10 protein-coding genes are annotated in these 15,890 nt (G+C 65.5%); 8 read left to right on the forward strand and 2 right to left on the reverse strand.

Annotated features, from left to right (window positions below):
- The first annotated feature begins 91 nt into the window (after window positions 1-91).
- The 6 genes from recC to LXM55_RS30375 all read left to right on the forward strand — a co-directional run bounded on the left by recC (window position 92) and on the right by LXM55_RS30375 (window position 11,798).
- Window positions 92-3,544, forward strand: a complete 3,453-nt coding sequence (gene recC, locus LXM55_RS30350) for an exodeoxyribonuclease V subunit gamma (protein ID WP_233323800.1) — start codon at window positions 92-94, stop codon at window positions 3,542-3,544.
- A complete protein-coding gene (recB, locus tag LXM55_RS30355) occupies window positions 3,541-7,248 on the forward strand; it encodes an exodeoxyribonuclease V subunit beta (RefSeq protein WP_233323801.1) in 3,708 nt (1,235 codons plus the stop codon). The genes recC and recB overlap by 4 nt, the downstream gene beginning before the upstream one ends.
- Window positions 7,245-9,326: an exodeoxyribonuclease V subunit alpha gene (gene recD / locus LXM55_RS30360; protein ID WP_233323802.1), complete on the forward strand. Its 2,082-nt coding sequence runs from the start codon at window positions 7,245-7,247 to the stop codon at window positions 9,324-9,326. Before recB ends, recD begins: the two co-directional genes overlap by 4 nt.
- A 116-nt stretch (window positions 9,327-9,442) precedes the next feature.
- Window positions 9,443-10,024 carry a YfiR family protein gene (locus LXM55_RS30365; RefSeq protein WP_233323803.1) on the forward strand — a complete coding sequence of 194 codons (582 nt, stop codon included), beginning with the start codon at window positions 9,443-9,445 and terminating at the stop codon, window positions 10,022-10,024.
- On the forward strand, window positions 10,021-11,289 hold the full coding sequence (locus tag LXM55_RS30370; protein WP_233323804.1) for a diguanylate cyclase domain-containing protein: 1,269 nt from the start codon (window positions 10,021-10,023) through the stop codon (window positions 11,287-11,289). Before LXM55_RS30365 ends, LXM55_RS30370 begins: the two co-directional genes overlap by 4 nt.
- A gap of 14 nt (window positions 11,290-11,303) precedes the next feature.
- Window positions 11,304-11,798, forward strand: coding sequence for an OmpA family protein (locus LXM55_RS30375; RefSeq protein ID WP_233323849.1), 495 nt, complete (start codon window positions 11,304-11,306; stop codon window positions 11,796-11,798).
- A gap of 38 nt (window positions 11,799-11,836) precedes the next feature.
- On the opposite strand, the gene LXM55_RS30380 is transcribed toward LXM55_RS30375, so the two are convergent.
- Window positions 11,837-12,274, reverse strand: a complete 438-nt coding sequence (locus tag LXM55_RS30380) for a hypothetical protein (protein ID WP_233323805.1) — start codon at window positions 12,272-12,274, stop codon at window positions 11,837-11,839.
- A 38-nt stretch (window positions 12,275-12,312) separates the two neighbouring features.
- A complete protein-coding gene (locus tag LXM55_RS30385; RefSeq protein WP_016965434.1) occupies window positions 12,313-13,263 on the reverse strand; it encodes a LysR family transcriptional regulator in 951 nt (316 codons plus the stop codon).
- 148 nt (window positions 13,264-13,411) lie between these two features.
- On the opposite strand from LXM55_RS30385, the gene LXM55_RS30390 reads away from it, so the two are divergent.
- Together LXM55_RS30390 and mmsB are read left to right on the forward strand one after the other, a co-directional pair.
- Window positions 13,412-14,938 (forward strand): CoA-acylating methylmalonate-semialdehyde dehydrogenase, encoded by a 1,527-nt coding sequence (locus LXM55_RS30390; RefSeq protein WP_233323806.1) that lies wholly within the window; start codon window positions 13,412-13,414, stop codon window positions 14,936-14,938.
- 10 nt (window positions 14,939-14,948) lie between these two features.
- Complete coding sequence (gene mmsB, locus LXM55_RS30395) at window positions 14,949-15,836, forward strand: 3-hydroxyisobutyrate dehydrogenase (RefSeq protein WP_060837406.1); 888 nt, start codon at window positions 14,949-14,951, stop codon at window positions 15,834-15,836.
- Window positions 15,837-15,890 lie beyond the last annotated feature (54 nt).

Here is a 15,890-nt window from a genome sequence, read left to right on the forward strand (position 1 = left end):
CTCTGCTGCAGTCTGCTCAGCCAGGCTGCCACCGCTCTGTGACAGTGCTAAGGTTCCGCCCTAGCTTTTTGCATTCTCCAAGGAAGCCTTTATGCCGGACGCCTCGTCCCTCAACCCTGGTTTCATGGTGGTTCACGGTAACCGCCTGGACGAGTTGCGCAGCCTGGTGGTCAGCTGGATGCGGCGTTACCCCCTGGCGCCTCTGGAAAATGAAATTGCCCTGGTACAGAGCAACGGCATCGCTCAATGGCTGAAGCTGGCCCTGGCCGAAGACCCCGAAGTGGATGACAGCGGAGGCTGCGGAATCGCCGCAGCCATCGACGTGCAATTGCCAGGCAGCTTCATGTGGCAGTTGTATCGCCTGGTATTGGGACGAGACGAGATCCCGCCCAAATCCCTGCTGGATAAAGCCCCGCTGACCTGGCGTCTGATGCGCCTGCTGCCGGAATTGATCGATGAGCCGCATTTCGAACCCCTGCAACGTTTCCTGACCCACGACAGCGATCTGCGCAAGCGCTATCAGCTGGCGGAGCGCCTGGCCGACTTGTTCGACCAATACCAGGTATATCGGGCCGACTGGCTGGAAGACTGGGCCGCCGGCCGCCACCAACTGCGCAATGGCCGCGGTGAAACCAAGGCGCTGACTCCAGCCAACTGCTGGCAGGCCGAACTGTGGCGCGCGCTGTTGCTGGATGTCGGCACCGAAGGCATGGCCCAGAGTCGCGCCGGCGTTCACCAGCGCTTTATCGAGCGGATCAACCACTTGACGGTCGCGCCCAGCGGCCTGCCTTCCCGAGTGATTGTTTTTGGTATTTCCTCGTTGCCAGCCCAGGCACTGGAAGCACTGGCCGGATTGGCCCGCTTCAGCCAGGTGCTGCTTTGTGTGCACAACCCTTGTCGCCATCACTGGGCCGATATCGTTGCCGACAAGGACCTGCTGCGCCACCAGTACAAGCGCCAGGCCCGCAAGGCCGGAATGCCCCTGGCCCTGGACCCGCAAACCCTGCACCAGCACGCCCATCCACTGCTGGCCGCGTGGGGCAAGCAGGGCCGTGACTACATCAACCTGCTGGACAGTTACGATGACCCCAACAGCTATCGCAGCGCCTTTCGTGATGGCCGGATCGACCTGTTCAGCGAGAGCCCGCCGGCCAGCATGCTCCAGCAATTGCAGGACGATATTCTCGAACTGCGCCCACTGAATGAAACCCGCGAACTGTGGCCGCCAGTCGATATCCAGCACGACCTGTCGATCCGTTTTCACATTGCCCATAGCGCCCAGCGAGAAGTGGAGATCCTCCACGACCAGCTCCTCGCGCGTTTCAGTGCCGAGCCTGATCTGCGGCCCCGGGATGTGATCGTCATGGTCCCGGATATCGACAGCTACGCCCCGCATATTCGTGCGGTGTTCGGCCAGTTGGAGCGTGATGACCGGCGCTTCATTCCCTTCACCCTCACCGACCAGGGCCAGCGGGGTCGCGATCCGCTGCTGATCGCCGTTGAACACCTGTTGAAACTTCCGGACAGCCGCTTTCCAGTCAGTGAAATCCTCGACCTGCTGGATGTTCCCGCCTTGCGTGCGCGTTTCGGCGTCGACGAAGCCGACCTGCCGACCCTGCATCGCTGGATTGAAGGCGCCGGTATCCGCTGGGGAATGAATGCCGAACAGCGTGCCGAACTGGGGCTGCCTCCGGAGCTGGAGCAGAACAGCTGGCGTTTCGGCCTGCGGCGCATGCTCCTGGGGTACGCCGTCGGCCGCTCCGACGCCTGTGACGGGATCGAACCCTATGATGAAATCGGTGGCTTGGATGCGGCCCTGATCGGCCCGTTGGTCGCCCTGCTCGATGCCCTGCAGGTCGCCTACCAACAGCTCACTCAGCCTGCGCCTCCAGCGGAGTGGGGAGAGCGCCTGCATGACGTGCTGGAACAGTTTTTCCTCGCCAGTACCGAGCACGACGACTACCTGCTGGGGCAGCTCGACGACCTGCGCGAAACCTGGCTGGAAACCTGCGAGTCGGTGGGCCTGCAAGACCCGCTGCCGTTGACCGTGGTTCGTGAAGCCTGGCTGGCCGGGCTCGATCAGGGCCGCCTGTCCCAACGTTTCCTCGCCGGAGCGGTGAACTTCTGCACCTTGATGCCGATGCGCGCCATCCCCTTCAAACTGGTGTGCCTGCTGGGCATGAACGACGGCGATTACCCAAGGGCGCAGCCGCCCCTGGATTTCGACCTGATGGGCAGCGACTACCGCCCCGGCGACCGTTCGCGGCGTGAGGACGACCGTTACCTGCTGCTCGAAGCACTGCTGTCGGCTCGCGACCAACTGTACGTCAGCTGGGTTGGCCGCAGCATTCGCGACAACAGCGAACGCCCTGCCTCGGTGCTGATCGGCCAACTGCGCGATCACCTGGCCAGCGGCTGGCGGCTGCCCGATGAACAAGATGCGTTGCTGGACGCCCTGACCCAGGAGCACCCGCTGCAACCCTTCAGTGCCCGCTACTTCCATGACAGCGATGGGCTGTTCAGCTATGCCCGTGAATGGCAGGTGCTGCACCAGGTCCGAGACGAACAGGGCGAAGTCGAGCGCCTGGAACCCTATGTCCAGGACGAGCCCCTGAGCCTGGCCCAGTTGCAGGATTTCCTGCGCAACCCGGTGCGGCACTTCTTCAGCCAGCGGCTCAAGGTGTTCTTCGAAGCCATGGAAGCTCCGCTGGCCGACGAAGAGCCGTTCGTGCTCGATGCCCTGCAACGCTACAGCCTCAGCGACAGCCTGCTGGAAGCGGCGTTGAGCGATGCCGGGCAGCCGGAGCAAGCCTTGCAGGCTCAGGCTCAGCGGCTGCAAGCCAGCGGCCTGTTGCCCATGGCCGGTTTTGGTGAGTGCCTGCAACGCGAATTGATGGAGCCCCTGCCCGGTCTGCTGCAGCGTTACCGGCAATTGCTCGACCTGTGGCCGACCCCGGTCACCAGTGCGCTGCCGGTCAGCCTGGAGCTGCAGGGCGTGCGCCTGGAAGGTTGGTTGAGTGGCCTGCACCAGCGGGCGGATGGCGGGTTGTTGGCCGTGAGCGCGATTCCCAATGGCATCGGCTCGACCAAGACCCGTAAATGGCACCGGCTGATCAAACCGTGGGTCAATCACCTGCTGGCCTGTGCCAGTGGTTACTCCCTGACCACCGCACTGGTGGCCAGCGATGACAGCCTGTTGCTGCCGCCGCTGGAACAGGACGTGGCCCGGCAGATTCTCGGCAACCTGCTGCAGGCCTGGCAGGCCGGCATGCGCCAGCCCCTGCCGGTGGCGATCAAGACCGCCTTTGCCTGGCTCGGCCAGAGCGATCCGGACAAAGCCTCGGCCGCCGCCCGCAAGGCCTACGACGGCGACGGCCAGAACAGCGAGGGCGAGCGCCGGCAAAGCCCGGCCCTGGCCCGCCAGTTCGCCGATTACAACGCCCTGATCGCTGATGAAACCTTCAGCGGTTGGGCCGAGACACTCTATCGACCCCTGTTGAGCGCCCCCTGGCGTTCGGCCCTCGGCGAGGAGGCCGGCGCATGACTCGACAAGCTCCCCTGGCCCTGGCTTTTCCCCTGCGTGGCAGCCAACTGATCGAGGCCAGCGCCGGTACCGGCAAGACCTTCACCATCTCCGCGCTCTACCTGCGCCTGGTACTGGGCCATGGCGGCGATGCTGCCGGCTTCGGGCGTGAATTGCTGCCGCCACAGATCCTGGTCGTGACCTTTACCGATGCTGCCACCAAGGAGCTGCGCGAGCGCATTCGTACCCGGCTGGCGGAAGCCGCACGCTTCTTTCGCGATGAAACCAGCGCCCCCGATGGGCTGATTGTCGAGCTGCGCGAGCAATACCCCGCCGAGCAGTGGGCCGCCTGTGCCAACCGCCTCGACATCGCCGCGCAATGGATGGACGAAGCAGCGGTTTCGACCATCCACAGTTGGTGCCAGCGTATGTTGCGCGAGCACGCCTTCGACAGCGGCAGCCTGTTCACCCAGACCCTGGAAACCGATCACAGCGACTTGCTGGGCCAGGTCCTGCGTGATTACTGGCGGCTGTTCTGCTACCCGCTGCAGGGCGACGCGCTGAACTGGGTGCGCAGCAACTGGGTGGGCCCGGCGGAACTCATGCCCCGGGTGCGCGCGATGTTCGGTAGCGAGCGCCGGGACACCTCCGAGCAGACGCCCGGTGAGTTGATCGAAGCCTGCCTGCAGGAGCGGCGTGCGGCCCTGGTCCAGATCAAGGCGCCCTGGCGCCAATGGGCAGTGGAGCTGCGGGAGATCTGCCTGCAAGGCGTGGCCAGCAAAAGCGTCGACGGGCGCAAGATGCAGGCGCGCTTCTTCGAGCCCTGGTTCGAAAAGATCACCGCCTGGGCGGAGGACGAGTCCGTCGAGCAACTGGACATTGGCACTGGTTTCACCCGCCTGACCCCTGAAGGCATGAGCGAGGCCTGGAAGGGCGCAGCCCCCGATCACCCCGGGCTCGACGCGATGGCCGAGCTCAAGGCCAGCCTCGATGCCTTGCCCAGCCCCGACGCGGCCGTGCTACTGCACGCTGCGCACTGGGTGGGTGAGCGCTTCGAAGAAGAGAAACGGCGCCGCGCCGAAATGGGTTTCGACGACATGCTGCTGCGTCTCGACGGCGCCCTGCAGAGCGACGGCGGCGAACGCCTGGCGACCTTGATTCGCGAGCAGTTCCCGGTGGCCCTGATCGATGAATTCCAGGACACCGACCCGGTGCAGTACCGGATCTTCGAAAGCATCTACCGCATCGAGGCCAATGACCCCGACACCGGTCTGTTCCTGATCGGCGACCCCAAGCAGGCGATCTACGCCTTCCGTGGCGCCGACATCTACACCTACCTGCGGGCGCGCCAGGCCACCCGTGGGCGCCTGCACACCCTGGGTACCAACTTCCGCTCCAGCCAGGCCATGGTCAGCGCGGTCAACCATGTGTTCCTGCAAGCCGAACAGCGGCCGCAGGGGCAGGGCGCCTTTCTGTTTCGCGAGGCCGACGGCGAGAACCCGGTGCCGTTTCTGGCCGTGGCCGCCCAGGGTCGCAAGGAGCAGCTGCAGGTCGATGGCCAGCCAGTGCCGGCGCTGAACTTCTGGCAATTGCCTTTGGAGCAGCCGTTGTCCGGGGCGCAGTACCGTCAGCATCAGGCCGCGGCCTGTGCCAGTGCGATTGTCGAGTTGCTCAATGGTGGCCAGCAGGGGCGCAGCGGCTTTGTTCGTGAAGCGCAGGCCCTCCAGGGCTTGCTGCCGGCGGACATCGCGATCCTGGTGCGCGATGGCAAGGAGGCCCAGGCCGTGCGTGGCGAGTTGGCCGCCCGTGGGGTGCGTAGCGTGTACCTCTCGGACAAGGACTCGGTGTTTGCCGCCCAGGAAGCCCGGGACCTGCTGGTCTGGCTCAAGGCCTGCGCCGAGCCCGATGTGGAACGGCCGCTGCGCGCCGCCCTGGCGTCCCTGACCCTGAACCTGCCGCTGTGGGAGCTGGAACGGCTCAACCAGGACGAATTGGCCTGGGAAGCGCGGGTCATGCAGTTCCGCGGTTACCGGGCGATCTGGCGCAGCCAGGGCGTGCTGCCGATGCTGCGGCGCCTGCTGCATGATTTCCAGCTGCCCCAGGCGCTGATGGCTCGCAGCGATGGCGAACGGGTGCTGACCAACCTCTTGCACCTGTCGGAGCTGCTGCAGCAAAGCGCCGCCGAACTGGATGGCGAGCAGGCCCTGATCCGCCACCTGGCCGAGCATCTGGCCTTGTCCGGGCAGGCGGGAGAAGAACAGATCCTGCGCCTGGAAAGCGATGAACAGCTGGTCAAGGTGGTGACCATCCACAAGTCCAAAGGCCTGGAATACCCCTTGGTGTTCCTGCCCTTCATCTGTTCCACCAAGCCGGTGGACGGCAGCCGTTTGCCCCTGCATTACCACGATGCCGCCGGCAAGCCTCAGGTCAGCCTGCGGCCGACTCCGGAACTGATTGCCCTGGCCGATGAAGAGCGCTTGGCGGAAGACCTGCGGCTGCTCTACGTAGCCCTGACCCGGGCCCAGCACGCCTGCTGGCTGGGAGTTGCCGATCTTAAACGTGGCAATCACAGCCGTTCAGTGCTGCATCTGTCGGCGCTGGGGTACCTGCTGGGGGGCGGCAATGTGCTGGCTGAATCCAGCGGCTTGCTGCGCTGGCTGCTGGACTTGCAGCAAGGTTGCGCGGCGATTGGCGTGGCCGAGTTGCCCGCCGCCGATGACCAGCGGTATCAACCCCCACGCAACGAGGCCAGCTTGCTGGCGCCGCTGACGCCTGCGCGCCGCGCCGCGGAGAACTGGTGGATTGCCTCCTACAGCGCCCTGCGCATCAGCGACACGCTGGGCGCCGGCAGTACCGAGGCGCCGGAAAACCCGCAAGCGCAGAAACTCTTCGACGACGAGCGGCTGGACCCCGAGGCGCCTCGCGAAACCCTCGCCAGCGGCGGCGATATTCATCGTTTTCCGCGTGGTCCGAACCCTGGGACCTTCCTGCACGGCCTGTTGGAATGGGCCGGGGAAGAAGGCTTTAGCGCCACGCCCGAGGCGATCGAGGACGCCATTGCCCGGCGCTGCAACCGCCGTGGCTGGCAGGGCTGGATCCCGACCCTGAGCGACTGGCTGCAGCACCTGCTGCAAGCGCCGCTGCCCCTGGGCGAGGGGCAGGCGCCGGTGGTGCTCGGGCAACTGACCCAGTATCGGGTCGAGATGGAGTTCTGGTTTGCCAGCCACAAGGTCGAGGTGCTCAAGCTTGATGAACTGGTACGCCAGCAGACTCACCAGGGCGCGCCCCGGGTCACCGCCGAAGCGGTATTGCTCAACGGCATGTTCAAGGGCTTTATCGACCTGACCTTCGAACATCAGGGCCGCTATTACGTGGCCGACTACAAATCCAACTGGCTGGGCGCGGACGACGCGGCCTACACCGAGCAGGCCATGGAACAATCGATTCTCGACAACCGCTACGACCTGCAATACGTGCTGTACCTGCTGGCCCTGCATCGTCAGCTCAAGGCACGGCTGGCCGATTACGACTACGACCGCCATGTTGGTGGCGCCCTGTACCTGTTCCTGCGGGGCACCCGTGCTGCCAGCCTGGGCGCCTACTTCGCCCGGCCGCCACGGCAGTTGATCGAGCGCCTGGACCGAATGTTCCAGGGCCAGCCTGAGCCGCATAAGCCCGAACCGCCCAAGCCCGAGCCCGCCTGGGAGCAGGGAGTGCTGTTATGACCCAAGACCTGTTTGCTGCCCAGGACGAGGCCGTGCAACCGGCCTTCGACCTGGCGCCCCTGAACCGCGCCGACGACCTGCTGCTGTTGCTCGAACGCTGGGTCGAGCGCGGCTGGCTGCGCTCCCTGGATCGGGCCTTTGTCGGCTTCCTGCATGAGCTGGACCCGGGCTGCGACCCGCTGGTGCTGATGGCCGCGGCCCTGACCAGCCATCAACTGGGGCACGGGCATGTCTGCCTGGACCTGTTCGAAACCCTCAAGGAGCCGGACTTCGCCCTCTCGTTGCCCCCCGAAGGCGACGCACAAAGCGGCGCCCCGGTGCTGCCGTCCCAGGTGCTGGCGGGGCTGGAAGGGGCTCATTGGTGCAAGGTCCTGGCCGGTAGCCGCCTGGTGGCCCTGGCGGCCGATCACGGTGATGTATCCCGGCAACGGCCGCTGGTGCTGTCCGGCAAACGCCTGTACCTGCGCCGCTACTGGGCCTATGAGCGGCGCATCGACAATGCCCTGCGTCAACGCCTGGCGGTCACCGAGGCCACCCCGGAAAACCTGTCCCAGCGCCTCGACGGGCTGTTCGGTGTGGCCCGGGCCAGCGGCCGCATCGACTGGCAGAAACTCGCCTGTGCCCTGGCCACTCGCGGCGCCTTCAGCATCATCACGGGCGGCCCCGGCACCGGCAAGACCACCACCGTGGTGCGTCTTTTGGCCTTGCTCCAGGGCCCGGCGGTGGAGGCCCGCAAGCCGCTGCGCATTCGTCTGGCGGCGCCCACCGGCAAGGCCGCGGCGCGCCTGACCGAGTCCATCAGCCTGCAAGTGCGCTCCCTGGCGGTGCCGGACGACGTGCGGGAAATGATCCCCAGCGAGGTGACCACCGTGCACCGCTTGCTGGGCAATCGCCCGGGCACCCGGCATTTTCGCCACCACGCCGGCAATCGCCTGCCCTTGGATGTCCTGGTGGTGGACGAAGCCTCGATGATCGACCTGGAAATGATGGCCAACCTGCTGGACGCGCTGCCCATCCATGCGCGCCTGGTGCTGCTGGGGGACAAGGACCAGTTGGCCTCGGTGGAAGCCGGCGCGGTGCTGGGCGACCTGTGCCGGGATGCCGAAGCCGGCTGGTACAACCCGCAGACCCGGGCCTGGCTGGAGGCGGTCAGTGGCGAGGACCTGGGGGCCAGTGGTCTGCAGCAAGACAGCGCTCACCAGCATCCGCTGGCGCAGCAGGTGGTGATGCTGCGCCATTCCCGGCGCTTCGGCGAAGGCAGCGGCATTGGCCAGCTGGCGCGCTGGGTCAACCAGCAGCAGGCCGACGAGGCCCGGCGCCTGCTGGCGGCCCGCAGCCACGCCGACCTGTATGGCCTGAGCCTCAAGGGCGAGCAGGACCGGGCTCTGGAGCGCTTGCTGCTGGAGGGCCACGGCGAGGGGCCGCAAGGTTACCGGCACTACTTGAATGTGCTGCGCACCCAGCGTCCGCCGCTGGGCACCGTGCTGGAGGATCGGCGCTGGACCGACTGGGCGCGCGATGTTCTGCAGGCGTTCGACCGCTTCCAGCTGCTGTGCGCGGTGCGCAAGGGGCCCTGGGGCGTCGAAGGCCTGAACCTGCGGATCACCCAGGCGCTGTTCAAGGCCCGGCTGATCGACAGTGACCAGCAATGGTACGAAGGCCGCCCGGTGCTGATGACCCGTAACGATTACGGCCTGGGGCTGATGAATGGCGATATCGGCATCGCCCTGAAACTGCCGGAGCAGGAAGGCCCGGAGGCGGGGCGGCAGGTGCTGCGCGTGGCCTTTCCGCGCAACGACGGCCAGGGCGGAGTACGCCTGGTGCTGCCCAGCCGGCTCAATGATGTGGAAACCGTCTACGCCATGACCGTGCACAAGTCCCAGGGCTCGGAGTTCGCCCATACGGCATTGATCCTGCCCGACGCCTTGAACCCGGTGCTGACCAAGGAGCTGATCTACACCGGCATCACCCGGGCCAAGGATTGGTTCAGCCTGATCGAGCCCCGCGCCGGAGTCTTCGAGGAAGCGGTGCGGCGCAAGGTCAAGCGCCTCAGTGGGCTGATGCTGGAGTTGGACTGACACCCATGTTTCCGGCTTTTCTCAGGCGTCGTGACAGGGCGCTGGTCTCGCTGAGTTTTCCCGGGCTGTGCTATCGTTGCGGCATCATTTCCGTGAAAATCAACGAGAATCCCTGCATGGACGTGGCTGTCTTGAGGACAGAACGCATTTTGGGGTGGAGACAGTGTGTGCTGTCGACCATTCTCTGCCTGTTCAGCTTGTTGGCCACCGCGCAGTCGGAGCCCGCGGCGACTGCCAGCCTGGCCGAGCAACGGGCCAAGGCGGTGACTCAAGTGGTGCTGGGCATTCTCAGCTACGCTCGCTGGCCCGTGGAACCTGCGCAACTGCGCCTGTGTGTGGTCGGCCCCACCGAATACACCGATGACTTGCTCAAGGGCACGACGCAGGCCACGGGGCGACCGGTGGTGGTGCGGCGCCTGCTGGCCAGCAACCCGGCCCTGGCCAGCGAGTGCGATTCCGTCTACGTCGGCAAACTGGGTAACGATGAACGCACCCGGCTGTTCAGCTCGCTGACCGGCCAGCCGGTGCTGAGCATCAGCGAGGGCGGTGACCAGTGCACCGTGGGCAGCCTGTTCTGCCTGCGGGTCAGCGACAGCCAGGTGTCGTTCGAGGTCAACCTGGATTCCGTGGCCCGCAGCGGGGTGAAGATTCACCCCAGCGTGCTGCAACTCTCGCGTCGTCGCCCGGCGGCCCCATGAAACTGTTCAAGCCCAACGCCCGTCCCACGCTGCGGTCGGTCATCGGTCGCGGTCACCTGATCGTTGCCCTGCTGGCGATTTCCATGGCCAGCCTGTCCCTGACCTTTCTCGGGGTGCTGGCCTTGCGCGTGTATGCCGATCACAACCTGCACCTGATCGCCCGCTCCATCAGCTACACCGTGGAAGCCGCGGTGGTGTTCAACGACACTGTGGTGGCCACCGAAGCCCTGGCCTTGATCGCTTCCACCGAAGAGGTGGCCGACGCCAAGGTGTATGACCTTCAGGGCCAATTGCTGGCCAGTTGGCGGCGCCCGGACAGTGGCTTCTTGACCAACCTGGAAATGCACGTCGCCAGCGCCTTCCTGGAAAAGCCCATCAGCCTGCCGATCCTGCACCAGGGCCGGGAAGTCGGCAGTGTCAATGTCACCGGTCATGGCGGCAGCCTGCTGCGGTTTCTCCTCAGTGGCCTGGTGGGCATCGTGCTGTGCATCGCCCTCAGCGCCTGGGTGGCGCTGTACCTGGCGCGGCGGCAACTGCGCGGCATCACCGGGCCATTGCGCAGCCTGGCGGACGTGGCTCACGCGGCCCGGCGCGAACGGGCCTTCGACCAGCGAGTGCCGCCGGCGCAGATCGCCGAGCTGGACAACCTGGGCAACGACTTCAATGCCCTGCTCGATGAGCTGGAAGCCTGGCAGACCCACCTGCAGAGCGAAAATGAAACCCTGGCCCACCAGGCCAGCCATGACAGCCTGACCGGCTTGCCCAACCGGGCGTTCTTCGAAGGGCGGCTGATCCGCGCCCTGCGCAGCGCCAACAAGCTCAACGAGCGCATGGCGGTGCTGTTTCTCGACAGCGACCGGTTCAAGGAGATCAACGACAACTTCGGCCACGCCGCCGGCGATGCCGTGCTGGTGGCAGTGGCCACGCGGATTCGTGCGCAGTTGCGCGAAGGCGACCTGGTGGCCCGCCTGGGGGGCGACGAGTTCGCCGTGCTGCTCAGCCCTCTGCACCGAGTCGAAGATGCCCAGCGTATCGCCGACAAGATCATCAGCAGCATGGAAGTGCCGATCCAGCTGCCCGGCAGCCTGTCGATCATGACGTCGCTGAGCATCGGCATTGCCGTGTATCCGGATCATGGCGTCACCCCCGGCAGCCTGTTGAACGCTGCCGATGAGGCCATGTACCAGGCCAAGCGCGGTTCGCGAGGCGGGCAACACACAGTGGGGGCGGAGCCCCCAATCGTTCAGGTTCAAAACAGGAGCTAATTCCCTTGTTCTCAATGACGCAACGTTCGGTTCGACTGTTCAGCACCCTGGTGTTCATGGCCCTGCTGGCCCTGGCCGGCTGCCAGAGCGTGCCGCCCAAAGGTCTGACCCCGAAACAGATCGCGGTACTGAAACAGGAGGGCTTCGAACTGACGGATGACGGCTGGGCCTTCGGCCTGTCGGGCAAGGTGCTGTTTGGCAGCGATGTGGAAAGCTTGAACCAGGCCAGCACCGAGATCGTCCAGCGCATCGGCAAGGCCCTGCTCAGCGTCGATATCCAGAAGGTCCGGGTCGACGGCCACACCGATGCTTCGGGTAAGGAAGCCTACAACGTGCAGTTGTCCGTGCGCCGGGCCAAGAGCGTGGTCAAGGTGCTGACCCAGGTTGGCATGCGTGAAGAGAATATCCAGCTGCGTGGCCTGGGCAGCAGCGAGCCGGTGGCCTCCAACAGCACCGTGGCCGGGCGCACCGAGAACCGCCGGGTGTCGATCGTGGTGATCGCCGACTGATCGGCATTGCCCGGCTGGCGGCTACCCCCCGGCAGCCGCTAGCGCCCTTTGGCCGGCTGGTCGCCGATGCAATCCGGCACGTTGGGGCCGATGTCGATCATGGCCGCGGACACCCGCGGGTCTCCTTTCATGCCCCACTGCAAGGGGCCCCCGTCGACGGCCAGGTCATAGATCTGGCTGTCGCCAAGCCATTGGCCATTGCGTTGGTCATACAAACGGAAAAACGCCGGCAGCTCCCAGTGCGGGTTCTCGTTGGGAGCCTGTTCCGGGTCCGGGTGGTACTGGGTGTGGAATCTGCCGGGCAGGACCCAGAACGGCCTGAATACCTGAACCCTGTAGCACCCGTTGGGGCTGATGCGGGGGGCGCCGCGGGCCGTCGCCAGGCCCTTTTCCCACCATTGCGAAGCGGGCCACAGCGAGGCGCCGAGAACCACTGCGCCAAGGGTGAGCGAGCCGCGCCGGCTGAGCTTTTTCATCTTCGGGTATCCAGATCGATCCATGAGCAGGTAAAGCGTCAGGGGGCGGCGAACAGCATGCTGCGACTGTCCCCCATGAGCAGCGGGCGATTCTGCTCGGTTACCTCGCGGATGTAATCCCACAACAGGGTGATGCGCTTCAATTTGCGCAGGTCTTCACGGCAGTACATCCAGAATTGCCGGGTCAGGTTGATCTCCTTGGGCAGCACTGGCAGCAGCCGCGGGTCCTGGGCCGCCAGGAAGCACGGCAGGATCGCCAGCGAGCGGCCCTGCTGCGCCGCCACGTATTGGGCAATGACGCTGGTGCTGCGCAGGTTGGCGCTGGCCCCGGGCACCACATTGGCCAGGTACAGCAGCTCGGAGCTGAACGCCAGGTCGTCCACGTAGCTGATGAATTGATGCTCCCCCAGGTCGCTCGGGCGGCGGATCGGTGGGTGGCGGTCGAGGTATTCCTGGGTGGCGTACAGCTGCAGGCGGTAGTCGCATAGCTTGCAGCACACGTAGGGGCCGTGCTCCGGGCGCTCCAGGGCAATGACGATGTCCGCCTCACGCTTGGACAGGCTGATGAAGTGCGGCAGCGGCAGGATATCCACCGAGATCGCCGGGTAGGCATCGAGGAAATGGCTCAACTGCGGGGTGACGAAGAAGCTGCCGAAGCCTTCGGTGCAGCCCATGCGCACATGCCCGGACAACGCCACCCCGGAGCCCGAGACCTGCTCGCAGGCCATGTGCAGGGTGCTTTCGATGGACTCGGCATAACCCAGCAGGCGCTGGCCCTCGGCGGTGAGGACGAAGCCGTTGGTGCGGGACTTTTCGAACAGCAGGGTGCCCAGGGCGGTTTCCAGCGAACCGATGCGCCGCGACACCGTGGTGTAGTCCACCGCCAGGCGCTTGGCCGCGCTGCTGGCCTTGCGGGTGCGCGCCACTTCGAGGAAAAACTTCAGGTCGTCCCAGTTCAGGGTGCTTAGCGAGGTGATGTTTTTTTGCATGATGGACCGGATTTTATGTGCGTTCTTATTAGTAATTTGCACATCTATACTCCAAAAACCGTCCGACACCAACTCGCGACAGCCCCTCTTTCAAGGCGCTTGCCCGCCTTGGTTCCCTGCATAAGAACTCAAGAAGTCAGGAGACCCCATGAACGCATCCCTCAAGCCCGACGGCACCACCCTGCAACAGGTCAAATTGCTGATCGACGGTGAATGGGTCCAGTCCCAGAGCCAGGAATGGCACGACATCGTCAACCCGGCGACCCAGGAAGTGCTGGCCAAGGTGCCCTTTGCCACCGCCGCTGAAGTCGACGCCGCGATCGCCGCGGCCCAGCGCGCCTTCCAGACCTGGAAACTGACCCCGATCGGCGCGCGGATGCGCATCATGCTCAAGCTCCAGGCCTTGATCCGCGAGCATTCCAAGCGCATCGCCGTGGTCCTCAGCGCCGAGCAGGGCAAGACCATCGCCGACGCCGAGGGCGACATCTTCCGCGGCCTGGAAGTGGTGGAACACGCCTGCTCCATCGGCACCCTACAGATGGGCGAATTCGCCGAGAACGTTGCCGGCGGTGTCGACACCTACACCCTGCGCCAGCCGATCGGCGTGTGCGCCGGGATCACCCCCTTCAACTTCCCGGCGATGATTCCGCTGTGGATGTTCCCGATGGCCATCGCCTGCGGCAACACCTTCGTGCTCAAGCCTTCCGAGCAGGACCCGCTGTCCACCATGCTGCTGGTGGAGTTGGCGGTGGAAGCCGGGGTACCGGCCGGCGTGCTCAACGTGGTGCACGGCGGCAAGGACGTGGTGGATGCGCTGTGCACCCACAAGGACATCAAGGCGGTGTCCTTCGTCGGTTCGACCGCGGTCGGCACTCACGTCTATGACCTGGCGGGCAAGCACGGCAAGCGCGTGCAATCGATGATGGGCGCGAAGAACCACGCCGTGGTCCTGCCCGACGCCAACCGCGAACAGACCCTCAATGCCCTGGTGGGCGCCGGCTTCGGCGCGGCCGGTCAGCGTTGCATGGCCACCTCGGTGGTGGTGCTGGTGGGCGCCTCGAAACAATGGCTGCCGGACCTCAAGGCGCTGGCGCAGAAGCTCAAGGTCAACGCCGGCAGCGAGCCGGGCACCGATGTGGGCCCGGTCGTGTCCAAGCGCGCCAAGGCGCGGATTCTGGAGCTGATCGAAAGCGGCGTGAAAGAAGGCGCCAAGCTGGAGCTCGATGGCCGCGGCATCAAGGTCCCGGGGTACGAGCAGGGCAACTTCATCGGCCCGACCCTGTTCTCCGGGGTGACCCCCTCCATGCAGATCTACACCCAGGAAATCTTCGGCCCGGTGCTGGTGGTGCTGGAGGTCGACACGCTGGATCAGGCCATTGCCCTGGTCAACGCCAACCCCTTCGGCAACGGCACCGGCCTGTTCACCCAGAGCGGTGCGGCGGCGCGCAAGTTCCAGAGCGAAATCGACGTCGGCCAGGTCGGCATCAACATCCCGATTCCGGTGCCGGTACCCTTCTTCAGCTTCACCGGTTCCCGCGGCTCCAAGCTCGGCGACCTGGGCCCGTACGGCAAGCAAGTGGTGCAGTTCTACACTCAGACCAAGACCGTCACCAGCCGCTGGTTCGACGACGACAGCGTCAACGACGGTGTGAACACCACCATCAGCCTGCGTTGAGGAGCCTGACATGAACATTGCATTTATCGGCCTGGGCAACATGGGCGCGCCCATGGCCCGCAACCTGATCAAGGCCGGCCATCAGCTGAACCTGTTCGACCTCAACCAGAGCGTGCTGGCGGAGCTGGCGCAACTGGGCGGGCGTATCAGTGCCTCGCCCAAGGCCGCCGCCGAAGGCGCCGAACTGGTGATCACCATGCTCCCCGCCGCGGCCCATGTGCGCAGTGTGTGGCTGGGTGAAGACGGGGTGCTGGCGGGGATCGCCAGTGGCGTGCCGGCAGTAGACTGCAGCACCATCGACCCGCAGACCGCCCGCGAAGTGGCCGCCGCTGCCGCCAGGCAAGGCGTGGCCATGGCCGATGCGCCAGTGTCCGGCGGCACCGGTGGCGCCCAGGCCGGCACCCTGACCTTCATGGTCGGCGCCAGCGCCGAGCTGTTCGCCACCCTGCAACCGGTGCTGGCGCAGATGGGGCGCAACATCGTGCATTGCGGCGAAGTGGGCACCGGGCAGATCGCCAAGATCTGCAACAACCTGCTGCTGGGCATCTCGATGATCGGCGTCAGCGAAGCCATGGCCCTGGGCGATGCCCTGGGCATCGACACCCAGGTGCTGGCGGGGATCATCAACAGCTCCACCGGCCGTTGCTGGAGTTCCGATACCTACAACCCGTGGCCGGGAGTGATTGAAACCGCTCCGGCATCCCGCGGTTACACCGGCGGCTTTGGTGCCGAGTTGATGCTCAAGGACCTGGGGCTGGCCACCGAGGCCGCTCGCCAGGCGCATCAGCCGGTGGTGCTCGGCGCCGTGGCCCAGCAGCTGTACCAGGCCATGAGCCTGCGCGGGGAAGGTGGCAAGGACTTCTCGGCCATCGTCAACAGCTACCGCAAGCCGCAGTAAGGCGTCGCCTTCAGGTAGCCCTGTCTCATTGAACGCAGCCCCTTCAGCCGGGGC

The sequence above is a fragment of the Pseudomonas sp. Au-Pse12 genome (genome assembly GCF_021341665.1).
GTDB lineage: Bacteria > Pseudomonadota > Gammaproteobacteria > Pseudomonadales > Pseudomonadaceae > Aquipseudomonas.

Excerpts from the sequence above, each read along its gene's own strand:
- recC (WP_233323800.1), top strand. The coding sequence starts at position 92 with ATGCCGGACGCCTCGTCCCTCAACCCTGGTTTCATGGTGGTTCACGGT.
- recB (WP_233323801.1), top strand. The coding sequence starts at position 3,541 with ATGACTCGACAAGCTCCCCTGGCCCTGGCTTTTCCCCTGCGTGGCAGC.
- recD (WP_233323802.1), top strand. The coding sequence starts at position 7,245 with ATGACCCAAGACCTGTTTGCTGCCCAGGACGAGGCCGTGCAACCGGCC.
- LXM55_RS30365 (WP_233323803.1), top strand. The coding sequence starts at position 9,443 with ATGGACGTGGCTGTCTTGAGGACAGAACGCATTTTGGGGTGGAGACAG.
- LXM55_RS30370 (WP_233323804.1), top strand. The coding sequence starts at position 10,021 with ATGAAACTGTTCAAGCCCAACGCCCGTCCCACGCTGCGGTCGGTCATC.
- LXM55_RS30375 (WP_233323849.1), top strand. The coding sequence starts at position 11,304 with ATGACGCAACGTTCGGTTCGACTGTTCAGCACCCTGGTGTTCATGGCC.
- LXM55_RS30380 (WP_233323805.1), bottom strand. The coding sequence starts at position 12,274 with ATGAAAAAGCTCAGCCGGCGCGGCTCGCTCACCCTTGGCGCAGTGGTT.
- LXM55_RS30385 (WP_016965434.1), bottom strand. The coding sequence starts at position 13,263 with ATGCAAAAAAACATCACCTCGCTAAGCACCCTGAACTGGGACGACCTG.
- LXM55_RS30390 (WP_233323806.1), top strand. The coding sequence starts at position 13,412 with ATGAACGCATCCCTCAAGCCCGACGGCACCACCCTGCAACAGGTCAAA.
- mmsB (WP_060837406.1), top strand. The coding sequence starts at position 14,949 with ATGAACATTGCATTTATCGGCCTGGGCAACATGGGCGCGCCCATGGCC.